This window comes from Mesorhizobium sp. U510 (assembly GCF_059180695.1).
The window spans coordinates 2,257,652-2,278,229 of the sequence record NZ_CP180532.1 but is presented as its reverse complement, the minus strand read 5'-3'; the positions used below and the strand labels follow the sequence as shown (position 1 = coordinate 2,278,229).

The 20,578-nt window shown below is 56.8% G+C and carries 11 protein-coding genes and 4 pseudogenes; 9 read left to right on the top strand and 6 right to left on the bottom strand.

Features of this window, described 5'->3' with window-relative positions; translation table 11 throughout:
- Positions 1 to 191: 191 nt before the first annotated feature.
- Both ACLGL5_RS12855 and ACLGL5_RS12850 read right to left on the bottom strand, forming a co-directional pair.
- Entirely contained in the window at positions 192 to 1,196 is a 1,005-nt protein-coding gene (locus tag ACLGL5_RS12855; protein ID WP_171903259.1) for a zinc-dependent alcohol dehydrogenase, read from the bottom strand.
- A 16-nt stretch (positions 1,197 to 1,212) separates the two neighbouring features.
- Positions 1,213 to 2,535 (bottom strand): aspartate aminotransferase family protein, encoded by a 1,323-nt coding sequence (locus ACLGL5_RS12850; RefSeq protein WP_069091212.1) that lies wholly within the window; start codon positions 2,533 to 2,535, stop codon positions 1,213 to 1,215.
- Positions 2,536 to 3,829: 1,294 nt separating this feature from the next.
- Between ACLGL5_RS12850 and ACLGL5_RS12845 the strand changes: the two genes are divergently transcribed.
- A complete protein-coding gene (locus ACLGL5_RS12845; protein WP_083246588.1) occupies positions 3,830 to 5,599 on the top strand; it encodes a GMC family oxidoreductase in 1,770 nt (589 codons plus the stop codon).
- Between the two features lie 354 nt (positions 5,600 to 5,953).
- Here the strand turns inward: ACLGL5_RS12845 and ACLGL5_RS12840 are convergent.
- Positions 5,954 to 6,803 (bottom strand): annotated as a pseudogene (locus ACLGL5_RS12840) (IS110 family RNA-guided transposase); the annotation flags it as partial.
- 47 nt (positions 6,804 to 6,850) lie between these two features.
- Between ACLGL5_RS12840 and ACLGL5_RS12835 the strand changes: the two are divergent.
- The 3 genes and pseudogenes from ACLGL5_RS12835 to ACLGL5_RS12825 all read left to right on the top strand — a co-directional run.
- Positions 6,851 to 7,461, top strand: a pseudogene (locus tag ACLGL5_RS12835) (transposase family protein); the annotation flags it as partial.
- Positions 7,462 to 7,733: 272 nt separating this feature from the next.
- Positions 7,734 to 8,420: a Rossmann-like fold-containing protein gene (locus tag ACLGL5_RS12830; protein ID WP_069091209.1), complete on the top strand. Its 687-nt coding sequence runs from the start codon at positions 7,734 to 7,736 to the stop codon at positions 8,418 to 8,420.
- A gap of 500 nt (positions 8,421 to 8,920) precedes the next feature.
- Positions 8,921 to 9,700, top strand: coding sequence for an IclR family transcriptional regulator (locus ACLGL5_RS12825; protein ID WP_069091208.1), 780 nt, complete (start codon positions 8,921 to 8,923; stop codon positions 9,698 to 9,700).
- A gap of 645 nt (positions 9,701 to 10,345) precedes the next feature.
- Here the strand turns inward: ACLGL5_RS12825 and ACLGL5_RS12820 are convergent.
- Positions 10,346 to 10,618, bottom strand: a pseudogene (locus ACLGL5_RS12820) (integrase core domain-containing protein); the annotation flags it as partial.
- A gap of 78 nt (positions 10,619 to 10,696) precedes the next feature.
- Between ACLGL5_RS12820 and ACLGL5_RS12815 the strand changes: the two are divergent.
- A complete protein-coding gene (locus ACLGL5_RS12815; RefSeq protein ID WP_069091206.1) occupies positions 10,697 to 11,716 on the top strand; it encodes an IS110 family RNA-guided transposase in 1,020 nt (339 codons plus the stop codon).
- A gap of 865 nt (positions 11,717 to 12,581) precedes the next feature.
- On the opposite strand, the gene ACLGL5_RS12810 is transcribed toward ACLGL5_RS12815, so the two are convergent.
- Positions 12,582 to 13,937, bottom strand: a complete 1,356-nt coding sequence (locus ACLGL5_RS12810; RefSeq protein WP_069091205.1) for an aspartate aminotransferase family protein — start codon at positions 13,935 to 13,937, stop codon at positions 12,582 to 12,584.
- Positions 13,938 to 13,945: 8 nt separating this feature from the next.
- Positions 13,946 to 15,016, bottom strand: a complete 1,071-nt coding sequence (locus tag ACLGL5_RS12805; protein WP_069091204.1) for a phosphotransferase — start codon at positions 15,014 to 15,016, stop codon at positions 13,946 to 13,948.
- Positions 15,017 to 15,678: 662 nt separating this feature from the next.
- Between ACLGL5_RS12805 and ACLGL5_RS12800 the strand changes: the two are divergent.
- The 4 genes and pseudogenes from ACLGL5_RS12800 (at position 15,679) to ACLGL5_RS12785 (ending at position 20,547) form a co-directional block, all read left to right on the top strand.
- A pseudogene (locus ACLGL5_RS12800) lies at positions 15,679 to 16,754 on the top strand (IS5 family transposase).
- A 470-nt stretch (positions 16,755 to 17,224) separates the two neighbouring features.
- Positions 17,225 to 17,533: a hypothetical protein gene (locus tag ACLGL5_RS12795; RefSeq protein ID WP_141700899.1), complete on the top strand. Its 309-nt coding sequence runs from the start codon at positions 17,225 to 17,227 to the stop codon at positions 17,531 to 17,533.
- 162 nt (positions 17,534 to 17,695) lie between these two features.
- Entirely contained in the window at positions 17,696 to 19,069 is a 1,374-nt protein-coding gene (locus tag ACLGL5_RS12790) for an aspartate aminotransferase family protein (RefSeq protein WP_171903258.1), read from the top strand.
- A gap of 374 nt (positions 19,070 to 19,443) precedes the next feature.
- Complete coding sequence (locus ACLGL5_RS12785) at positions 19,444 to 20,547, top strand: CaiB/BaiF CoA transferase family protein (RefSeq protein ID WP_171903257.1); 1,104 nt, start codon at positions 19,444 to 19,446, stop codon at positions 20,545 to 20,547.
- Positions 20,548 to 20,578 lie beyond the last annotated feature (31 nt).

The following is a 20,578-nucleotide window of genomic DNA, read 5'->3' as shown; positions in this document are numbered from 1 at the left end:
AGCGGTGATTTTCGTTTCTCGCAGTGAGGTCGAATGGGTCGGCAGTATGGGCGATAAACCAGGAAATGGGCGTGACTTTTTGATTAAATTAGTGCTGCAGTTTCGTAAACTGGTTAGTCCCTCTCGCTTTAGGCGGAACCTCGACGGTGGCATCGCCAGAAGCCTCTCCGATGAGTAATTGGAGTGATTGATCATTCCATTGAGATTATCTTCTTATTTGCAGGTAGAGATCCGTATTTAGCGAATACCTTATCAATATCGCCGAGAGGGTGGAAGCTGAGCAAGTGGTCGTGATCCGGCCCCCAGCTCCTTTTCATCAAAGCAGATGCTTTAGCGAACGAATCACCATGTCCATTCAGATGGACGAAATAGATGTTAGGCTGCTTCCATGGGAGCCTGTCGGGGATAGCAGGCTCGTTGGAATGGTACCTACTGACGACAATTAGCCTGCCAAGCTTCGCCAACCGACCGCAACCGTGAAGGAAGCCGTCCGAACTGCCGGTAGCTTCGAAAACTACGTTGAACACACGGTCATCGGCGATGTCCAATATCTTGATCCGGCTCGGATAAAGATCCTTCAAGGCGGCCATCTTGTGGCGATCCTTGTCATGGATCCATATTTCGCCACCCTGTGTCTCAAGTAGATTGAAGACCAGCAACGTGCCGATACCGCCGATGCCTAGTACCAGCGTTGCCTCGTCAGGCAGCACGCATTTGGAGATGTCTGCGGCATTAATCGCAACGGATAATGGCTCAACCAATGCACCTAGATAGCGAGATCTGTATTCCGGAAGCTTAAGAAGATACGAGGCTCTTATGTCGACGAATTTAGCATAGCCTCGATTTGAATACCAATTAACCGTCGAGCTCTCGCACAAATGACCGGCACCTGTCCTGCAATAGAAACAGGAACCGCAACGAAAATTCGGATCAATCGCGACAAAATCTCCGACCTGATAGCTCGTGACCCGATCTCCGACCGCGACAATGCTGCCGCAGTGCTCGTGACCGAGACTGATTGGATAGCCTTCGTCGCGGTGGCCCAGATAGAACGATCTATCTGTCCCGCAGACCCCACAGAATTCGATCTTGATTCGTACGAAATCAGCGGGGAGGTCCTCGCTCAGTGCATCGCACGTCAGGATAAAACGACGCGGTGAAATGAGGCGAGCGACACGGTTGGATGATACGGGCATAATGCGTCCCCTGTGTTTATAGCGACGAGAGGCTTTGAAGCGCATCCTGCGCAGCATTGAGAGTGATTGCTACGTCGTTGGCGGAGTGCGCTGCCGAGACGTACCAGAGGCCCTCTGGCGTAATCCGGATGCCTCGATCCTGCAATGCGAGGTGCCACGCGCGTTGGAGGCTATAATCCAGACCTTTAGCTGCTGAGCGATGGTTGATGACCGGCGATGCAGCGGCTCTGAAGGCAGTAGTGATCGCGCCAGGGCTCGCCCGAACAAGAAGAGGTAGCTGACTTTGACCTGCTAGGTCTCTGAGGCCCTGTTCGAGCATCGCTGCATGTTGATGGACCTGCTGAAGCCTTGCGCCGGAACTCGCCGCAAGGAGGGTCAGATGCTTCAACGCCCCTACGACGGCCGGTGGGTAGGCATTATACGTTCCTGTATGCACGGTATTGGTTTCAACAAGGCGCCTCATAACCTCCTTACGGCCAGCAAAGGCTGCCAGACAGACGCCTCCGCTTAGTGCCTTTGCAAAGGCGCTCAGATCGGCGGCGACGCCGAAGTGCTCCGCGGCTCCTCCGAGCGAACTCCGAAAGCCTGTTTGAACCTCGTCGAAAACCAACAGCGCGCCGTTGGCGTTGCATTGTTCCCGAAGAAATCCGAGAAATCTTTCAAAAGGCTGGATATTGCTCCAGAAGCCATTGAACATAATTGGCTCGGTAATTACTGCGGCGATTTCTCCGCCATACGTTCTAAATGCGTTTACAACTGCTTGCGAGTCATTCCATTCAATCGCCACTATATTGGATGCATCAGAGGATGGTTGGCCGAGAGACATCGGCACTGGAAACGATGGCCCGTCGTCGAGGGGGACGTCGACCCCCGAAAATCCCCAAGCAATACCATCGTACCATCCGTGATAGTGGCCGGCGAACCTGATAATTTTCTCTCGGCCCGTTGCTGATCGAGCTAACCGGATACACGCATGTACTGCCTCTGAACCGGAGTTGCAAAACCGCACCATTTCGGCATTACTTACAACCGAGCTGATTAGCTCTGCAAGTTCTATCTCGGCCTCTGTCTGCCCCGCAAAAAATTGCCCGGTTCTGAGTTGGCGACATACTGCATCTATGACTTCAGGTTCTCCGTGCCCAAGAATAAGTGGTCCCCTCCCCAATACGTAATCAATGTACTCGTTGTCATCTACATCCCATACTCGAGAACCACTGCCTCGAGCGTAGTATAGCGGAAAAGGAGTCCAATTCGATCGATTTCCGCTCGAAACACCACCTGGGATAACAGCACGTGCTCTCCCGAGGAGAGCTTCGGAAATTTTATAGGAATTGCTCACTTTGCCTCGCTATGTCGATATCTTCGTATGTTCTTGACACTTTGGAACGCCGGTCGGAACGTGGCCGAGACGCTTAACGTCCGCCTTGTGCGAGCACAATTGACCGGGGCATATGTCTTGCTGCAGGGGCCAATCGATTCCCCCGTCAGTTCTCAAGAAACGCTTGATCGCCGTACCTCGAACCGCCGCATGTTATCCGCAGGTGCAGCTGTAACGCATCCTACACCGCCGCTTTTGTCTCTTCCGTTCCTGGGCGGTTGGGGATCATTCTGCATGTTCCGTGCCAACAAAGAAAAGCCCCTTAAAACAATCCGATAGATCCGGCTCGTATCCGATATCGTCGGACATCAGACAATACCGAACGTGGTTGAATGTCGCGAGTTGCCGTGGATCCAGTCCCCGCGCCTGTAGGGGCAGAACTGGCGAGCGCACGGCACGCATCCACGACCACGCCGGGTAACCGATGTTGCATGCTCCTCGATTAGGTCACCCTCCATGTTGATCGAGGCGGTGCAGCGGCGCATCTCGTCCTACACCGGAAGGGCGGCGCTAAGAACCGCCTACCATCGCCTTGTCCGCGCTCGCGGCCGGCGACGGTTCGTACCGACGAGGATACGCTAGCGCTGCTGCGGCGGCTGGCACCGTACTATCCCGACGCCATGATCGTCGTCATTCTCAACAATCGAGGCCGTCGAACGGCGTACAGCCACCGGTTCGACGGTTCGACGCCAACCGCGTCGGCTATCTACGCAACGACTGGAAGATCCCTATCTGCAAGACCAAGTCACCGGCCGCCGACGGCGACATCGTCACCGTCCGTCAGGCCGCCGCCAACCTCGGCGTGGTGCCGTCGAGCTCCGTCGTTCTGAACCGGGTACTAATTGCGCAGGTTTCATATGGCTGACAGGGTGCTCTGGAGAGTACGTGGTTCACCCGCCATTCACCACTTTCGGTATTGTCCGATCTCCGACTATGTCGCGTACGCAACGTAGGACGGCCAGATCTGTCGGTGTGTTTAAACGCTTTTCTCCCTTGGCACGGTATATGCGACGTTATCAACACGTGTCACGGACTAGAGGAGAAGTCGTTCCATGGTCACGCTTACCGAAAATGCCGCTGCCGCAGGGTTGCACAACCATGGAGGAATGTCTGGCAACATCACGATTGCTTGCGTCCTCCGCGCTAGCGGCGATACGCGCATGTTACCCCTATGTTGGGTTAGGTGACCAAGCATTTTCCTTGCGCCAAAGTTTCGTAGCTTCTCCGACATCAACCTGCAGGGGGTAAGGTGAAGATGGAGCTGTTGCGCCCGGAGGCTGCGCAGGTCGAGCTCTATTCCTTCGGGAGGTATAATGACTTAGTCCACCCAAATTCCGATCCAAGACATGATAAGCAGCGACACATTAAAAGGGATAAGCGATTGCGGTTAAGGCGGGACATGCAACTAACCCATCACATTGAATGCGACTTTTGCATTGTTGGGGCAGGGTCAGCCGGCAGCGTTGTTGCTGACCGATTATCTGAAGATGGCCGCTTCAGAGTCCTGCTCCTTGAAGCGGGTCCAGTTGACAAGAATCCATTGATTTATGTGCCAGCCGGGTTTCTCAAGCTTCAAAATGACAGAACTATCAACTGGAGATTCCGCAGTGAACGGTGTCCGGAGCTCAATGGTCGGAGGCTTGATCTACCTCAAGGAAAGGTTTTGGGAGGTAGCAGTTCGATAAACGGAACGCTGTTCGTTCGCGGGTATCCGGAGGAGTATGATCGCTGGGCTCACCTCGGATGCACGGGTTGGAGCTACGATGAGCTATTGCCCCACTTCCGATCGATTGAGCATTACGATGGTGGCCATTCGGTAGACCGGGGAACTGGTGGCCCTCTGCCGGTGGCGGCTTTGGCAATCCGTCATCCGCTATCTTCGGCGTTTATCGAGAGCGCCAAGTCTCTCGGTTTTCCCATGCTGGCGGATATCAATGCTCCCCGTGATGTCGGTGTCGGATGGTTTCAGCAGAATCGCCAAGGTCGTTTTAGGGCAAGCACTTCAAGAACCTTCCTGAAGCGGGCGATGGGGCGTTCAAACTTTCAATTGATGACAAATGCGCTGTGCACGCGCGTACTTTTTGAAGCTCGTGGTGCGGTAGGGGTCCAATTCCTAAGGGCTGGCCATCTATTCCACGTGAAGGCAAGGCGGGAGGTTATCCTCGCCGCAGGAGCTCTCAAGTCACCACAAATATTGCAGTTGTCCGGCGTTGGCGACGCCAACCTTCTATCGAAATACGGCATTCCGTTGGTGCATCATGCGGCTGGTGTTGGCGAGAATTTAAAGGATCACTTCCTTGTTAGGGTCGCGCACCGAGTTCAAGGGTGCGCAACCCTCAATGAGCGGGCACGGGGGTGGCGACTTTTGCGCGAGTCGTTGGCATATGTATTGTTTGGAGGAGGTCTCATGTCCCTAGGGGCGAGCAATGCAGTTCTCTTCGCTCGAAGCCTGGAGGGTGGGGTCGCTGCCGACCTCCAATTGAGCTTCACTCCAGGAAGCTACGCTGGCTTAGGCAAACTTGAGCCGGTGCCGGGCATGACAGTAGGCTTATGGCAATCATTTCCTGAAAGCAGTGGACGTGTGAGTATCGTTTCCGCTGACCCGAATGTCCCCCCTGCAATATCGCTCGGCCATCTCTCGGCAGATTTGGACAGTGAAGTCCTCTTGGCAGGCATAAGATTAGCCCGCAAACTGTTCGAGAGGCCCGAACTCGCTCGATTTAGCGTTTGCGAAACCCTGCCAGGCCTTCCAATAACAAGCGACGCGGAGCTGCTGGATTATGTACGAGAATATGGTACGTCTGCTCTTCACTTCTCAAGCACCTGTCGAATGGGGGTTAATGAAAGAGCCGTTGTCGATCCTAAACTCCACGTTCACGGAGTGAAGGGACTGCGGGTTGTCGATGCGTCGGTCATGCCAATAGCATCGTCTGTCAATACGCATGCGGTAACAATGGCAATTGCCGAGAAGGCGTCGTCCATTATCCGTTCGTCGGTTAACTCTTATGACCGTGGTCAAGAATGATGGATGACCTTTTTCGCCCTATGCCTTTTGCCACAGGTTTTGTTTGTCATTGATGAGGGCAGCACGGAGACGGGATGGGCTTGAGACGACGGTTGATCCAGCTCTTATCCGCGGGTTGGTTACCGCACTTCCGTAATCCGTCCTGGGCTATCCCTGTCTAGTATCGGGCGTTGGGCTGATGCCCAGCCACATAGTTAGGGACGGGAGTTCCCCACCGTGGCCACATCCCGTCGCCGTGCTGCCCGGTTTTTCCGCCGAGAGATTCGGCGCGGGCAGAGCCTTCAATCCGGCGGCGCCCGCGCCGGGGGCGCGCTTGTCGGGATCCTGATCTTCGATGAAGAAGCGCACCGCATCTCAACGCACCGGTTCGACCTGGTGGCCGATGGCCCACAGGAAAGCTGCCATCTCGCGGGCGATCGCCGCCACGACGATCGGTCTCTTCTTGCCAGAGGCCGTCAGGCGCCGGTAGCGCGCGCAAAGCCGCGTCTGCGCCTTCCAGGCGGCCTTCGGCAGACCCTCGAGGAGGATGCGAATAGTTTCCGTCACCCGGGCCGGATAGCGGTAGCTCCAGGCGCCCTCCATCAGGACGCGGCGTGCGCGCCGATTGCCGGTCAACGTCAGGCCCCCGCGCTTCACCGTCTCGCCGGTCGAACGCTCCGAGGGCACCAGGCCGAGAAAGGCCATCAGCTGCCGCGGAGTGTCGAACCGGCGGACATCGCCGACTTCGCTGACGAAAGTGACGGCGACGATGAAGGACAAACCACGCAGCGCCTGAAAGGCCGTCACCACCGGCGCCATCGACCAGCTCTGCACCAGCTCGGCCAGTTGTGCATCCAGCCGCTCCAGCCGGTCCTGCGCATCGGTGATCACGTCGACCTGGTCCTGGAACACGATCTGCTGGGCCGGGTGGTCGAACTTTTGCGCCGCCAGCCAGCGGGCATGGGTCCGGGTCCAGTTCTTGCGTCCGGTAAAGACCCGGCCATGGCGCAGCAGGAACGACAGAAGCTGCTGGCGCTTCTTGCGCAGATCCTCGCTCGCCGCGGAGCGCACCCGCACTAGATCGCGCACCACTTCATGCACCGCGTCCGGAATCCGAGATTCCCTTCAATTCTCCGGCCCGCAGCAGCCGCGCCAGACTGACCGCGTCGCGCCGGCTCGTCTTGACGCGCTCGCCCGGGCGCTTGGGGATCAGCGAAGGCGCAACGCGCCACCTCCTTGCGCACCGAGCTGACGGAGATGGGCTTCCCATAGGTCGTCGGTGTCCAGACCTCGATCCGCCCTGTGGTCGCCGGGGACGCAACCACTGCCGCCCAAGCCATGGAGCGGTCGCGGTCGCCCGTCTTCGCTCGTCTGGCGCCAGCCCGGGCACGCGCCGGTTTCCGCCAAGGAATTGGCGCCTTGCCCGAAGACGCCCGGCGCCGCATCACCTAGCGCGAGGGCTCCAAGGCGCCGCTCGCCTAACGCTTTGCCGCCGTCCGCGTCCGCCCAGCCCATCTCGACTACTGGCGCTCCGCACCACGAGTTGAGGAATGGTTCCTGATCGAGTGGCCGTAGGGCGAGGTCGAGCCGACCAAGTACTGGCTCTCGACCTTGCCGGAAGATACCGAGCTCGCCGACCTCGTCGATCAGGCCAAGCTGAGATGGTGGATTGAACGGGACTATCATGAACTCTAGCAGGAGATCGACCTTGGCCATATGAAGGCCGAGGTTGGGGCGGCTTCCATCTCCCACGCCACGCTCGTGATCGCTGCTTACGGATTTCTGGTCTCCGAACAGCGTCTGATTTCCCCTCAGCCCCACGCGCAGCGCCGCTCCTCAAGGCACCTGCGCTACCCGAAGATTATCGACCCGCGGCGCCACCGCTCCGTCCCGAATGCCACGTAAGCAATTCAATCGCCACCATCAGGATTAGACTCGCCCACGCATTGGCGCGGCGACTGCCACGATGTCCCACGCTACCAACACAGTTTTATGAAACGGTAGTATTAGTGTCGCAATTTATACTCAAAACATCACAAGCAATTCAAGAATTCTGCCCCGCACCCTGCTAATATCCCTCTGGGCACAAGCTTTGGCCATCGCATGCCAAACCGGCCTGCTACACGATTGTCCATCAGCTACGAGGAGTGCGCGCATGAGCATGGTGAGCGAAATCGATCAGCTGAAATGCCGTCTTGCTGATAGTCAGAACCAGACTTACCCATACTTTATGGATGCATTCGGGTTGGATCTCATCGTTCATGAAGGTGTGTTCCCACCGTCTCACTTCTTCTCATGGCGGTGGTCTGTAGAGAACTTTCCATCCGTCAGGGGACAGCGCGTCCTTGAAATCGGCTGCGGCTTCGGTCTGCCCTCAATCTACCTGGCGAAGAACGGAGCTGCCGTCGTCGTCGCGGTCGACCTAGATCCTCGCGCGGTCGCAAATACCCGAGAGAACGCTGAACGAAATCACGCCGACAACATTGTAGTTATGCAAAGCGACATTTTCTCTGCTGTGGAGGCCTCTCAAAAATTCGACACGATTTACTGGAATTTTCCAGACGTTTACGTTCCAGAAGACTATGAATGCGCCAATGAGCTTGAGCGAGGCGTCTTCGATCCCGGATATAAGATGCTCCGCAGTTTTCTGGAACAAGCCCCCGCGCATCTCGCGGAAGACGGACGATTACTCCTGGAATTTGCCGAAGGCGACCGCGTCACCACTTTGTCCGACTTGGCAAAGGCAAATGGATATGCCATCAAGCTGATCGCTCGAGGGGTCCTTCCCGAAGGAGGGAGAGTGTATCAATTCTACGAGCTGAAGACACGCATCGCAACCTGAACAAATGCGCGGTGGGTTAGCCGATGGCAAATCTTTTGTGATTATCGCTAACCGTGACATGCTTCTCTCCGATGAGCAGCGACTACGACAACGGCAGGCTTTCAGCCGATCGTCGGCGCGTAACCGACTGGCGCGGGGGTATCCTTAACCTCCTCGCCGGTGACGCCTCCTAGGGTCCCGGGCAGGTCCAGGCCGCGGGCAGATTCGTTCTGACTCTCGTTCGCCATTTCAGGACTTCGCCGTGGCAGAGGACAAGTTCTACAGTTTCGATCGCCGCCCAATTTAGTAAGCGACGCATAGCTCAGTTGTGGGTGACTTCTTCGGAAGCGTCTAACTCTTTGTGAAACTCCAAGTTTGTAAAATCTAAGCGGGGACAGATCGACATTTAAGAGCAGCTAAACGTTCATCTACCGGTATTTCGTCAGAAAAGTTCCTCAATAACTCCAACGTACATAGTGTCTAGGTCTAAATTCTTATTTGAACGATATCGGAGATGGTTCATGCGGATCGTAAACTCGCTTGTGGAGCGGTGTTTCGCGGTGATTGAGTTGTTGGCAACCGAGGCATCTGCAATGCGGCTTGGCGAAATTGCTGAAAGGCTCGATTTGCAAAAAAGTGCTGCTCACCGGATGCTCAATACTCTGTCCGAAAAGGGCTGGGTTGAGCAGGTGCCGGAAACGGGTTTTTACAAGCTCACCCTCCGACTTGCCATTCTTGGACAGCGCTTTTTAAGTGCCACACACCTGACTGACGTTTGCCAGCCTGTGATAGAGGAATTGGCCGCCGAGAGCGGGGAGCTCGTTCGTATGGCGGTCGTGCAGAGTGAGACGTTGACTTGGATTATCCAAGTTCAAGGCGCTCGGAACGGTTTGAAATACCAGCCCGAAATGGTGGCCAGGGTTCGCTTAGCGACAACAGCCAATGGCAAGGCATATCTATCGAGGTTAGATCCGACAGACGCAATTCGCATCGCTATTAGTGACAGCGCTCGTGATGGGGAGAGGCGGTCTATCGTCGTGGTGGAAGAGTTTATGGAGGAGCTGAAGCTGACTCTTAATAGAGGCTGGGCGATTTCCAGGGAGGAGGTCGAGATTGGTGTTGTTGCAATCGCTGCAGCGATAGACAGAGGTGGCCAAACGGTCGGCACCGTCAGCGTCGCGGGTCCGAGTTCGCGCGTAACTGCAGAGCGGCACGAGGAAATAGCGTCCTCGGTAATGTCCACGGCTGCCAAACTCGGAGAGCTCTGGCCGCTGAGACAACGATACAATAACGAAAATTGAATACATAGGTTCGACCTGCATTGCGTCTTGTCTCCCGGCAGCTAGTCCCACGTTTGGATCGCTCTTGATGTGCCGTCGGCAGCCGCGGCATTGACATCTTGAGGCTGTTGCGAACCGGCTGTTCGCTGGCCCGCAGCGTCCGCGGCGCGCGGTTCGACGGAAACGCGGCTTGGCTGAAGAGACTATGACGCAGGGTGAGATCGCGGCATAATCTGAGGTCGGGCGGCGTTGTAGGGAGCCGAGTTTGTCAGTAATCATGCGCCAGGGCGGACAGCTTTGAGAAGACGGGTGAGCGAGCACCTGGCCGCGTTGGCGACCGCCCGTGTCTCGAGGATATAGCCGTCTTAGTCGACGGCATTCCACAGCCAGTGCCTCTTGCTACCAATACTGTTCGTAGAGGTGCCAGAGTCACTGTTCGCAGCGCTTATGTCAGATTTGGAGCCGGTGCCTTGCCCATGGACGAGCATCTTGCCTGACCGCCAGTCGATGTCGTCAAGCCTGAGGGCCGCAACCTCGCTGCCACGCAAGCCGAGCTTGGCCAGCATCATCAGAACCGCATAGTCCCGATGCCCCTTGCGACATCGCTCACGCGCGCGTGGGCACGCGGCTCTCAGCCATGATCCGCGCTGACGTTGCCCCCAGTTTCTATCCAGTTTTGAGTTCGTTTCCGGCGTGGGTTGTGCCCTGCTGGGCGGGTGAAGCGACGGTCGCTGGCGTGGAGCCTTTGGCATAGCGCAGCGCGAGCGACCGTCGCGGATTGAAGGTGGCGGCGAACTCGGCCGGTGTCTGCCAGGCGATTTGGGAGTGCGGCCGCGCGGTGTTGTAGTCGGCGCGCCACAGGGCGATGGCTACGCGCGCCTGAGCCAGCGAGGTAAACAGCGTCTCGTTGAGTAGTTCATCGCGCAGTCGGCCGTTGATGGGATGGACGGCCCCTGCACCCCGGCATCGGCGTGGCATAATGGCGGCCGGTGCATACCAGTCAGCAGGAGGCTTCCGATGCAGATCAGCGTCATTGGACTCGATATCGCAAAGCAGGTTTTCCAAGTGCATGCCGCCGATGCGGCAGGTCGCACAGTTGCTCAGATCAAGCTGCGACGAGCGCAGGTTCTCGACTATTTCCGAGCTCTGCCGCCCTGCGTTGTGGGCCTTGAAGCGTGCGCAACGGCACATTACTGGGCACGTGAGTTGAGCGCGATCGGCCACTCTGTGCGGCTCATGCCGCCGGCCTACGTGAAGCCCTACGTCAGACGCAACAAGACCGATGCCGCCGACGCACAGGCAATAGCGGAGGCGCTCACGCGTCCAACCATGCGCTTCGTGCCCGTGAAGTCAGCCGACCAACAGGCCATGCTGATGTTGCACCGGGCTCGCGAGCTGCTCGTGCGCCAGCGCACGATGCTCGCCACCGCGCTGCGCGCGCATCTCGCCGAGTTCGGCATCATTGCACCCCAAGGTATCCATCGCGTTGAGAAGCTGGCGGCGCAACTGCATGACCCGTCCGTGCCGCCTCTCGCGCGCGACGCGCTGAACCTGCTTGTCGAGCAGCTCGCTAGCACATGGAAGCAGATCGACGCGATCGAGATGCAGCTTGTCGCGATCCACCGAACCCAAGCCGTCAGCCGGCGGCTCGCCTCCATCCCGGGCGTCGGCCCGATCACGGCTATGGCAATCGCGAGTACTGTGCCCGATCCCACCATGTTCCGCTCGGGTCGTGAGTTCGCCGCCTGGCTTGGCCTTACACCCAAGAGCCATTCGAGCGGCGGCAAGGACAGGCTGGGGCGAATATCGAAGCGCGGCGACCGTTATATCCGTCACTTGCTTAATGTGGGCGCCGGCAACGTGATCCGGTTTGCGAAGGCGCGCGCCGCAGCGGGCGAGAACTGGATCCGCGGACTGCAGCAGCGCCGTCCGCCTAAGGTCGTCATCATCGCGCTGGCCAACAAGATAGCGCGGATCGCCTGGGCCCTGATGGTGCGCGAGCAACCCTTCCGCTCGCCAGCTCAGGCGGCGCTGTAAGGAGCAGGTTAATCGACGAGGTTCACAGGTTGCGAGGGCGAACGTGAGGTGATGGCACAACCGGGCGGACCGGGGATCGACAAAGCCCGCAGAGCTTTGGGCGCCACGAGCGCGACCCGTTGATGAGGCGTCGATCCGCGAACTCCATCAGGGCCAGCGGTCATGAGCAAGGGCCGCATCAACAGGCCGTATACATGAACGCACCCGACCCGAGCGCTGCCTAAACCTCACTACGAGCCTTGCAACTCAGGGGCCGTCCATACATGAAGCTCTCGATGAGGCCATTATCCGGCATGTTGTTGCTGGTGCCAGCGTTTGTTCGGTCGCCAGGTTGGGTAGGCTTGGCGAATCCCGGCCACGGGGCACCGGGAGCACGCAAGTGCGGGCAGGCCGTCGTATGCAGATGAACTGAGAGTTCGAGCACATTATCTGGCCGCCCCTACAACTCGCCCGGATACGCTGCGAGCGCGGATCCGTATTGGTCGTGTTGCCCGCTGGCTCCCTGTCTGTGACCAACGATGGAGGGAACCGGATCCGGGGACCCTTGCGCTCCGAAGACAGGTCACCAGGCGGACACAGCTGGTTCGCCGTAAGCGCCCGGTAACGACTGCCTTCCGGGACTGGATTCGGATCGGATAGCGATCGGGCTCTGGACGCTGAAGATAGTGCGAGCAGATCAGTCGTCAACATCACAGGCTCCCGGCTTTTTTCGTAAAATCTACGCAATATTTCGGGCTGTTTCAATGGTGGCTGGGCTAAAGCCGTCTCATCTGGGCGCGCTTTGCTATGCATCAGGATCTGCCGACAGTGCTGCGACGCCACGGGCAGGCGTTCGATGCGATCGGCGGCGTCCCGCGTACTGCCATCACAGGGATCGGAGCGTCTGTTCAATCCCCTCGAGCAAACGCGCGGCGTGTTCGCTTGTGAAGACCAAGGGCGGCCTGATCTTTAATATGTGGGCATGAGCACCTGTTCCGGAAATCAATATTCTCCGGTCCCGCAGACCATTGACGATAGCCAAAGCGCAATCCATGTCAGGCGCCTTGGAACAGCGGTCTTTCACCAATTCAACCCCAAAATAGAGACCCGTTCCCCTTACATCACCTACACACTCATATTGCTTCTGGAAATCCCTGAGGCCGTCAAGAATCTGGCCGCCAACCTTGATAGCATTTGCCATCAGGCGTTCTTCGCAGATGGTCTCCAACACGGTCCTAGCGGCGGCAATAGCGACGTTGTTCCCACCAAAGGTATTGAAATAGCGCCCAAACTCGGCGACGAGTTCAGGTCGCAATACAACCGCCGCAACGGGGTATCCGTTACCCATAGATTTGCCCATTGTCACAATATCAGGCTCGGCTTTATGTCGCACGTGGCCCCAAAGATGAGTGCCGGTGCGGCCAAAACCGGACTGGACTTCATCGGCAATGAAAAGTCCCCCAGCTTGGCGAACAACATCGGCTACGGGAGCAAGAACATTCACCGGATCAAAATAAAGACCATCTGAAGAGAAAACCGAGTCAACGATAAAGGCTGCGAGACCACCTCCGTGCCGCTCGATGTCGGCGATTTGACGCGCGACATCCTCTGCCATCCTGCGACCAATCTCTGCGGTAGGCATTCGATAGGAGTCGGGCGCAGGCACAAGCCTCAGAAGTGGATCTAGTGGTGAGTTTTCCCCCAGGGATGGAGAAATGGCTGCGACGGCGCCGCTGTTGCCGTGATAGGCTTCAGCAGTGACAATGACGCTGGAATTTCCTGTGAAGAACCGAGCCACGCGCAGAGCCAAATCGTTTGCCTCCGATCCTGTACAAGTGAACATTGCGCAACCGTTTTTGCCAAGCTCTCCGTCAAATGTCCCGACCAACTTTTCTGCAAACTCAACTAACTGATCCTGCATGTAGCGGGTATGCGTACACAACGTCCCAAGCTGATTGTGAATCGCTGCCACAACTCTCGGATGGGAGTGTCCCAGTGAGGCGACATTATTATAGGCATCGAGATACTCATTGCCTTGCTTGTCGTAGAGAAATACTCCCTTTCCTCGGGAAACTTTAACCGGGGACTGATAGAGCAATCGATACGCAGGACCGAGAACGCGTTGCCGTCGCTCGATGTGCTTCCGGTCGTGTTCGCTCAAATGAGACACGTCCTTCGGATTGAAGCCGTTCACCGTATCCCCGCGAAAACCCTTGGAGAAGTTTCTACTATGCTTGGTCATGTTAGCCCCTATTGGAATAGCAGATCCGAGATCTTGCGGGTTGAAAGAGAATTAAACCAAGCAAGATGCATCCATCCCATTTCGGTGTTGCGAAGGATATAACGGCTGTTCTCCGGGAAAAGCCGCGCTCGCCAGGATGTCAGCAATACTCGAGCGGCAAGCCGGCCCATCGACAAAAACGGGATGAGCCGCAACTCTTCCTCGCTTAAATCAGCGAAGCGTGTGTAACCGCGCAAAACGTCGCGGGCCTCGTCGAATAGATCACGTCGATTAGCATCGCCGATGTCCTTCGGCATCTGATTCAACAGCGCAGTGGAGACATCCACAGCAATTGCAGTTCTGACGGCGTCGCCAAAGTCGATGATGCCGTTGACGAAATGCGGATTGTTGTGACTAACTATCAAGTTGGACGTATTAAAATCATTGTGGAGAACCTGCCGACGGCACCGGTCGAGGCGCGGCCTGATTTCTGCGAAACGTTCAAGCGTAATTCTGGCCCAGTCGCGTCGTTCATAGTCTGGAATGTAATCAATAAGGTCCGACAAATTAAGCAAGTGGGTGACGTCCCAAGCTAGCACGCGGCTGTCGGACGGGTGCGAGAAGTTAGCCATTGCGTGGCGAAGCTGGGCGAGAAGCTCACCGATGCGGGCACGCTGTTCGGGTTTTGAAGTCGTTGTGGCGAGCGGAGCGCCCGGGATGAACGAAAATAGACGTACGATGCGCGGCTCGCCCGTGCTGGTCGTTATGACTGGTAGCATTTGACCGTGCCGGTCCTGAAACACTCGAGGTATTGGGAGAGAGGGAGCCTCACGCTCGATATGCCGTATCAGCCTTACCTGAAAGTCTAGCTCTTCCGGGCTTTCCGACGGATGCGCGATCTTCAGCACAAATTGTACCTTGCTTTCACAATCCAACAGGAACGTGTCATCCTTCTCGGATTCAAAGCGTTTCGTTGAACCGCTCTTTCCATAGAGCCGATCAGCTATGCACTCTGCTTCATTATTGCTTACGGGACGCCAAGAAACCGAAAGAGCAGAAGATCGCGAAGATGGCGGTCGGTGAGTTGGTCGGTGCCGCATATTGAACCTAACTTGTTCCTGCGGCGCTCTGTGTCCGCCGCCTCGATGACATCCCGACTGGTGGAATCCCATGCCAAGGGATACACAAGTATCGTGCCAACCTCACAAGAAAGGCCCGCGATCACACCCTATCGGCATGTAATTCAAAAGCTTAGAGGACGAACGGGGACCCGCTCGCATGACGCGGCGGCAGGAATTTAACAATCCGATTCTGGGTACTGTCTGGTTTACGCCAATTGCGGCGACCTAAAGCGTATGGCGTTTAATATCATAACCGGCAGCTTGGAAAAGTCTCTGAACAGTAGCGGTCGAACGGGGGCGTAAGCGTTGAAGGATCGCGCGGCACGTTTTCTGAGCTGCGCCTGAACTTTGAGAAGGCGTTCTCGATTGATGGTGTGTCTAATCCCAGGTGGGGCGTTAAGCGCGGAGTTTGTTGAAGCGACACAGCCGATGCATGGCTGTCTTCGCGGTCGACACTCGTCGCCGCATGATGATCCTTCGCGGACGAGCCTTCAATGTGGACGAGGCACTTGCTGAAATAGCGGTGCAACCCCATCAGCGGAATGGGTCGGCTCACGTCTTGGCATATGGACACCTCGAAAAACCTCCCCATTTCGACCGTTTCGTGATTTACTGTCATTGTGATTTGCGGGAGGCTGCGAATGCGGGGACAGGCTGGTTTCTGGGACATTGAGGAGCGATATGTCCGGCTGAGCGAGATCGGCGATCCGCTGGAGAAGCTGAACACGGTGGTGCCGTGGGAGGTTTTCCGCAATCCGCTCGGCAAGGCGCTGAAGCGCTCCGATGGCGCGAAGGGTGGCCGGCCGCCTTACGATCCTGTGATGATGTTCAAGATCATGGTTCTGCAGGCGCTCTACGGCCTGTCTGACGACCAGGCCGAGTTCCAGATCCAGGACCGACTATCCTTCATGCGCTTCCTCGGGTTGGGCCTCGCAGACAGCTGCCCGACGCCAAGACGATCAGGCTGTTCCGGGAGCATCTCACACAGGCCGGCGCGGTGGACAACTTGTTCGCCCGTTTCGACAAGCACCTCAGCAAGGCCGGCTACCTGGCGATGGGGCAGATCGTCGATGCCACCATCGTGGCGGCGCCCAAACAGCGCAACACCGACGCCGAGAAGACTGACATCAAGGCAGGCAAGGTTCCAGACGAGTGGAAAGACAAGCCTGCCAAGCTGCGCCACAAGGACCGCGATGCACGCTGGACGGTGAAGTTCTCGAAAGCCAAGGTCGCCGAGGAGGGAAAGGCGCAGCAACGCGACATCGCCATCCCCGCCTTCGGCTACAAGAGCCATGCCGCGATCGATCGCCGGCATGGCTTCATCCGGGGCTGGAACGTCACGAGCGCGGCGGCCTATGACGGTGCTCAGCTTCGCAATGTGCTCAACCGCGCCAACACCGGTTCGACTGTCTGGGCCGACACGGCCTATCGCTCGAAAAAGAACGAGGAGTGGCTGGAGAAGAACGGCTACGTCTCTGACATCCACCAGAAGAAACCGAAGGGTCGGCCCATGAGCGAGGCGACGTCGCGGGCCAATGGGCGGCGATCGAAACCCGGCGCTTTCGTCGAACACGTCTTCGCGCAGCAGAAATCCCGCATGGGCCTGTTCGTGCGCACCATCGGCATCGCCCGCGCCAGGACGAAGATCGGCATGGCCAACCTTGCCTACAATCTCACCCGCTTCGTGTGGCACCAGGGGCGGACTGCGTCCGCATGACGGCGAAGGCGGCGCAAACCGCCGCCGCGACGCCGAAATCGGCAACCGGATCAATCTCAAACAACCAAATCCGAAGCGATCGCCGTTCATCAGTCCACGCAGAACGTCGGCGCGGCCCTACCGGTCCGCGAAACGCCGGAAGTTCGAGGTGTCCATATGTGGACGTATATGGACCCCGCCCGATTGCAACAGGTTGGCTGGAGCAGGATCGCTGGTCAGTGGGCCGTTCCATCTCATCAATCTGGGAGATGCCTCTCATTGCCTCGTCTGGATTGCTCCTGAGATCATTGTCTGATGTCCGACGCTGTCGAACATGCGATGTGGCATTATTTGCGACATCACCTTGTTTCCTAAATGAATTTCTCCTTTGGCACGGGACATGCGGTGTCATTCGCAAATGCCTCAAAGACCGGAGCCATCGTCCCATGGTCACGCTTATTCGAATGTCTCCTCCCGGGCGGAGCGACATCATGCTTTACATGGTGGATAGCCGGCGAGCGGCGGATCAGCAGCCAGAGCACTGGCGCGCGACCGGAGACCCTGACGCAACTCACGACGTTGAGCACGTCCTTAAGCACCGCGCCCAAGCTGAGAACCGCGCAGGATGCATTCCCGGCCGCACCATCATCATGCCCACCCTCGATCAGGTCTTTATCGAAGTGTATGACCAGTTACGACGGCGTCATGGGACTAGCAAGCGTGGCTCCCTTAACGTGGGGCCAGGCCGTTGGATCTGCGGACATGCCTACAAGATTCTTGATCCGACGTTCCGGTTTTGAGGTCTTTCGCGTGTCGATGAGCGGGCAGCGGCAACAGGCCAGATCATTGAGATCCGAAGCAAATTCACTTGGTTCGCGAGGACCTAATACCAGCACCCAACAACGTCAGCCCAGGTGGCCGATAAACGCGGTTTTGCGATAACGCTAGGAATGAGGTACGTCATGTCAACCAACATTGGTCGAAATACTGGTTCAACTGTCCGAAGCATCGTCGGTTCGGCCCAAATGTTCGGACGCGGGCAGCGCGTTATTACCGGAGGAAACGCTCGCCTATCTGTGTTCCAGCGTCCCCACCCAATATATATCGCAAACGGAACCGGAGTTAATATTGTTGACGTTGATGGGAATACCTATTTAGATTTCCTAAATAACTTTACAGCTTTGATTCACGGTCATAGCTTCCGACCGGTACTGGACAGTCTGCGTCATCAATTAGAACTTGGCATAAGCTTCAGCGGGCCCACGAAGCTGGAAGTTGAATTTGCCGAACTGCTTTGTGGTAGGGTCCCCTATTTTGACCAGATCCGTTTCATGAACTCAGGTACTGAAGCGGTCATGTATACTATTAAGGCAGCGCGTGCCCTGACGGGAAAGTTGAAAATTGCCAAGCTCGAAGGCGCTTTTCATGGGGGGTATGATCCGATTGAAGTCAGCCTCGACGCCGCTCCGGCGAACTGGGGCCCGCGGTCGGCGCCTAACGCCGTGCCCTATTGTGCGGGTACCCCTGAATGGCCTACCGCCGACACGGTCGTCTTGCCATTCAATCAGCTCGTGGCAACCCGGGAACTTCTCGAAGGAAACAAAGACACGCTCGCAGCGGTCATAATAGATGTTCTTCCGCAACGTGCCGGATTGGTGCCCATAGACCGCTCCTATCTTGCCTTTCTGCGCGAGTTCACGGCCCAACACGGCATCGTTCTGATCTCTGACGAGGTGATGAGCTTCCGGCTGTCGTATCGTGGCGCTATAACCCGATTCGGGTTTGAGGCGGACTTATGTGCCTTTGCCAAGATCATTGGTGGCGGTCTGCCAATTGGCGCGGTCGGAGGCCCATCGAAGTTCATGCTTGCCTTTGATCCGACGAATGGCAAGCCTCTCGTCCCTCAGTCCGGCACCTTCAGTGCTAATCCGATGTCGATGGCAGCAGGCATTGCCGCATTGGAATCGCTGTCAAAGCAAAGTTTTCAGCGATTCGATGATTTGGGCGAATATGCCTGCTCTTCGTTAACCGAGATGTTTCGTCGGGAATGCCTGCCATACTCCGTAACTGGCATGGGATCGATGTTCCGCATACACCTGCGGCCTGAAGCTCCTAAAGACTACCGTGAGGCCCAGCTAGCGCCCGAGCAGCAGGAAAAACTTGGTATGCTCATTCGGGCTTTACAGGAAAGAGGTGTGATTGTCTCGCCGACCTGCCAACTGTGCCTATCCACTCCGATGTCTACGGATCATATCGACGAAATGGTGACGTCCGTTCATGAAGCCGCCCAAGTGGTCGAAAGCAGCGCGATTGGAGAACCTCGGCGGGGATCGTAAGTTACGGATCATTGACATCGAGAGGGCCTTCGGCCGTCGCGTGGGCGATAATAGGTAATGTTCCGAGGCAAACGACGGTGGTGGTCGGAGGGATAAAAGCCTAACGGGATGGCAATCGGATTATTGATGGAGACGGAGCGCCAAATCTAGCTGGTTACTTGAACAACTCGGTGAAGCGATCTCGTCGGCGGCTCGTTCGGTTCCTGCCGTCGCGATCCCCAATAAGCCCTGATATGGCGACGACCTAGGCAGCAGTATAGCGCAACAAACTCTTCACAAACTCGTATCGCCAATGTCAAATGCAATACGATAAGCTCGGCGGCAGTCTATAAGCGACTTGTCGAACTTGTGTTCACCGAAAGATGGGTAGGCAAATGAAGATCCGATCGCCACTCGAGGGAGTCAGAGTACTTAGTCTAGCGGAACAGTATCCTGGCCCATATGCGACCCTGCTGCTGGCAGACCTGGGTGCAAATGTCACCCTTATTGAGAGGCCTCATGGCGGCGATCCTGCTCGCAACTTTAGAAGCCTCTTTGCGGCGCTGAATCGTAATAAAAGAAGCATTGCTCTTGACCTTAAGTCACCTCGTGACCGTGACATTCTATTAGATATGAGCAAAACGACAGACGTTCTGATCGAGGGTTTCCGCCCTGATGTAATGAAACGCCTGGGGCTAGGTTATTCAGTAATCAGTCGGCAAAACCGTCGCCTAGTCTATCTCTCACTGACCGGCTTCGGTCAAAATGGACCTTACCGCAGGCGTCCCGTGCACGACCTTTCCTGTCAAGGATTGTCCGGCGTTCTGTTTCAGCAAGCTCGAACAGGAAGTTTGGAGAAACCATTTCAATTGCCGGTCGCTGACCTCGCCTCGGGTACCCTAGCGGCGTTTGGCGTGGCTTCGGCTTTGCTGGCACGCGAGCGAACAGGTCACGGCTGCTACATCGATCTGTCCATGACCGATAGTCTAGTCTCATGGATGACCACGTATCTCTACGCAGCTTTAAACGAAAGACCATTGGCAGAGGTGTATGAAGAAGAACCAGCGTATGGGACATTCGCCTGCGCGGACAATAAGATGATTACGCTAAGCATTGCCGCCGAGGATCACTATTGGCAGGCTTTGTGCGCAGCTACTGGTCTGACACACCTCGCCTCCGCGAGCCATCAGGAACGCGTACAACACGTCGCTGTTTATCGCGCGCAACTTGCCGCCGCAATCGCGAAGCAAAGACAAGAGACATGGGCGAATCTTTTCAACGCTATCGAAATTCCGTGGGGTCACGTGCATGATTTGAAAGACGTCGCAGTAGATCCGCAGCTCCGTACGAGAGAGCTGTTTGTGCAGCTTAGCCTTGAGAAGGGTGGTGAATGGCATGTAAACCAACCGCTGCGGTTCGACTGCTATGAAACGGGAATTGAGCTTCCCGCCCCCAAGCTCGGCGAGCACACTCGCGCGATCTGCCCTGATGCGATTTGAGTGCTCTGTGGGTCGTGGTCGAGTAGCTTCG

Bases quoted from the DNA above. Each gene is read 5' to 3' on its own strand.
- ACLGL5_RS12830 (WP_069091209.1), top strand. From the start codon at position 7,734: ATGAGCATGGTGAGCGAAATCGATCAGCTGAAATGCCGTCTTGCTGAT.
- ACLGL5_RS12795 (WP_141700899.1), top strand. From the start codon at position 17,225: ATGCTTTACATGGTGGATAGCCGGCGAGCGGCGGATCAGCAGCCAGAG.
- ACLGL5_RS12825 (WP_069091208.1), top strand. From the start codon at position 8,921: ATGCGGATCGTAAACTCGCTTGTGGAGCGGTGTTTCGCGGTGATTGAG.
- ACLGL5_RS12855 (WP_171903259.1), bottom strand. From the start codon at position 1,196: ATGCCCGTATCATCCAACCGTGTCGCTCGCCTCATTTCACCGCGTCGT.
- ACLGL5_RS12815 (WP_069091206.1), top strand. From the start codon at position 10,697: ATGCAGATCAGCGTCATTGGACTCGATATCGCAAAGCAGGTTTTCCAA.
- ACLGL5_RS12790 (WP_171903258.1), top strand. From the start codon at position 17,696: ATGTCAACCAACATTGGTCGAAATACTGGTTCAACTGTCCGAAGCATC.
- ACLGL5_RS12805 (WP_069091204.1), bottom strand. From the start codon at position 15,016: ATGCGGCACCGACCAACTCACCGACCGCCATCTTCGCGATCTTCTGCT.
- ACLGL5_RS12785 (WP_171903257.1), top strand. From the start codon at position 19,444: ATGAAGATCCGATCGCCACTCGAGGGAGTCAGAGTACTTAGTCTAGCG.
- ACLGL5_RS12845 (WP_083246588.1), top strand. From the start codon at position 3,830: ATGGAGCTGTTGCGCCCGGAGGCTGCGCAGGTCGAGCTCTATTCCTTC.
- ACLGL5_RS12810 (WP_069091205.1), bottom strand. From the start codon at position 13,937: ATGACCAAGCATAGTAGAAACTTCTCCAAGGGTTTTCGCGGGGATACG.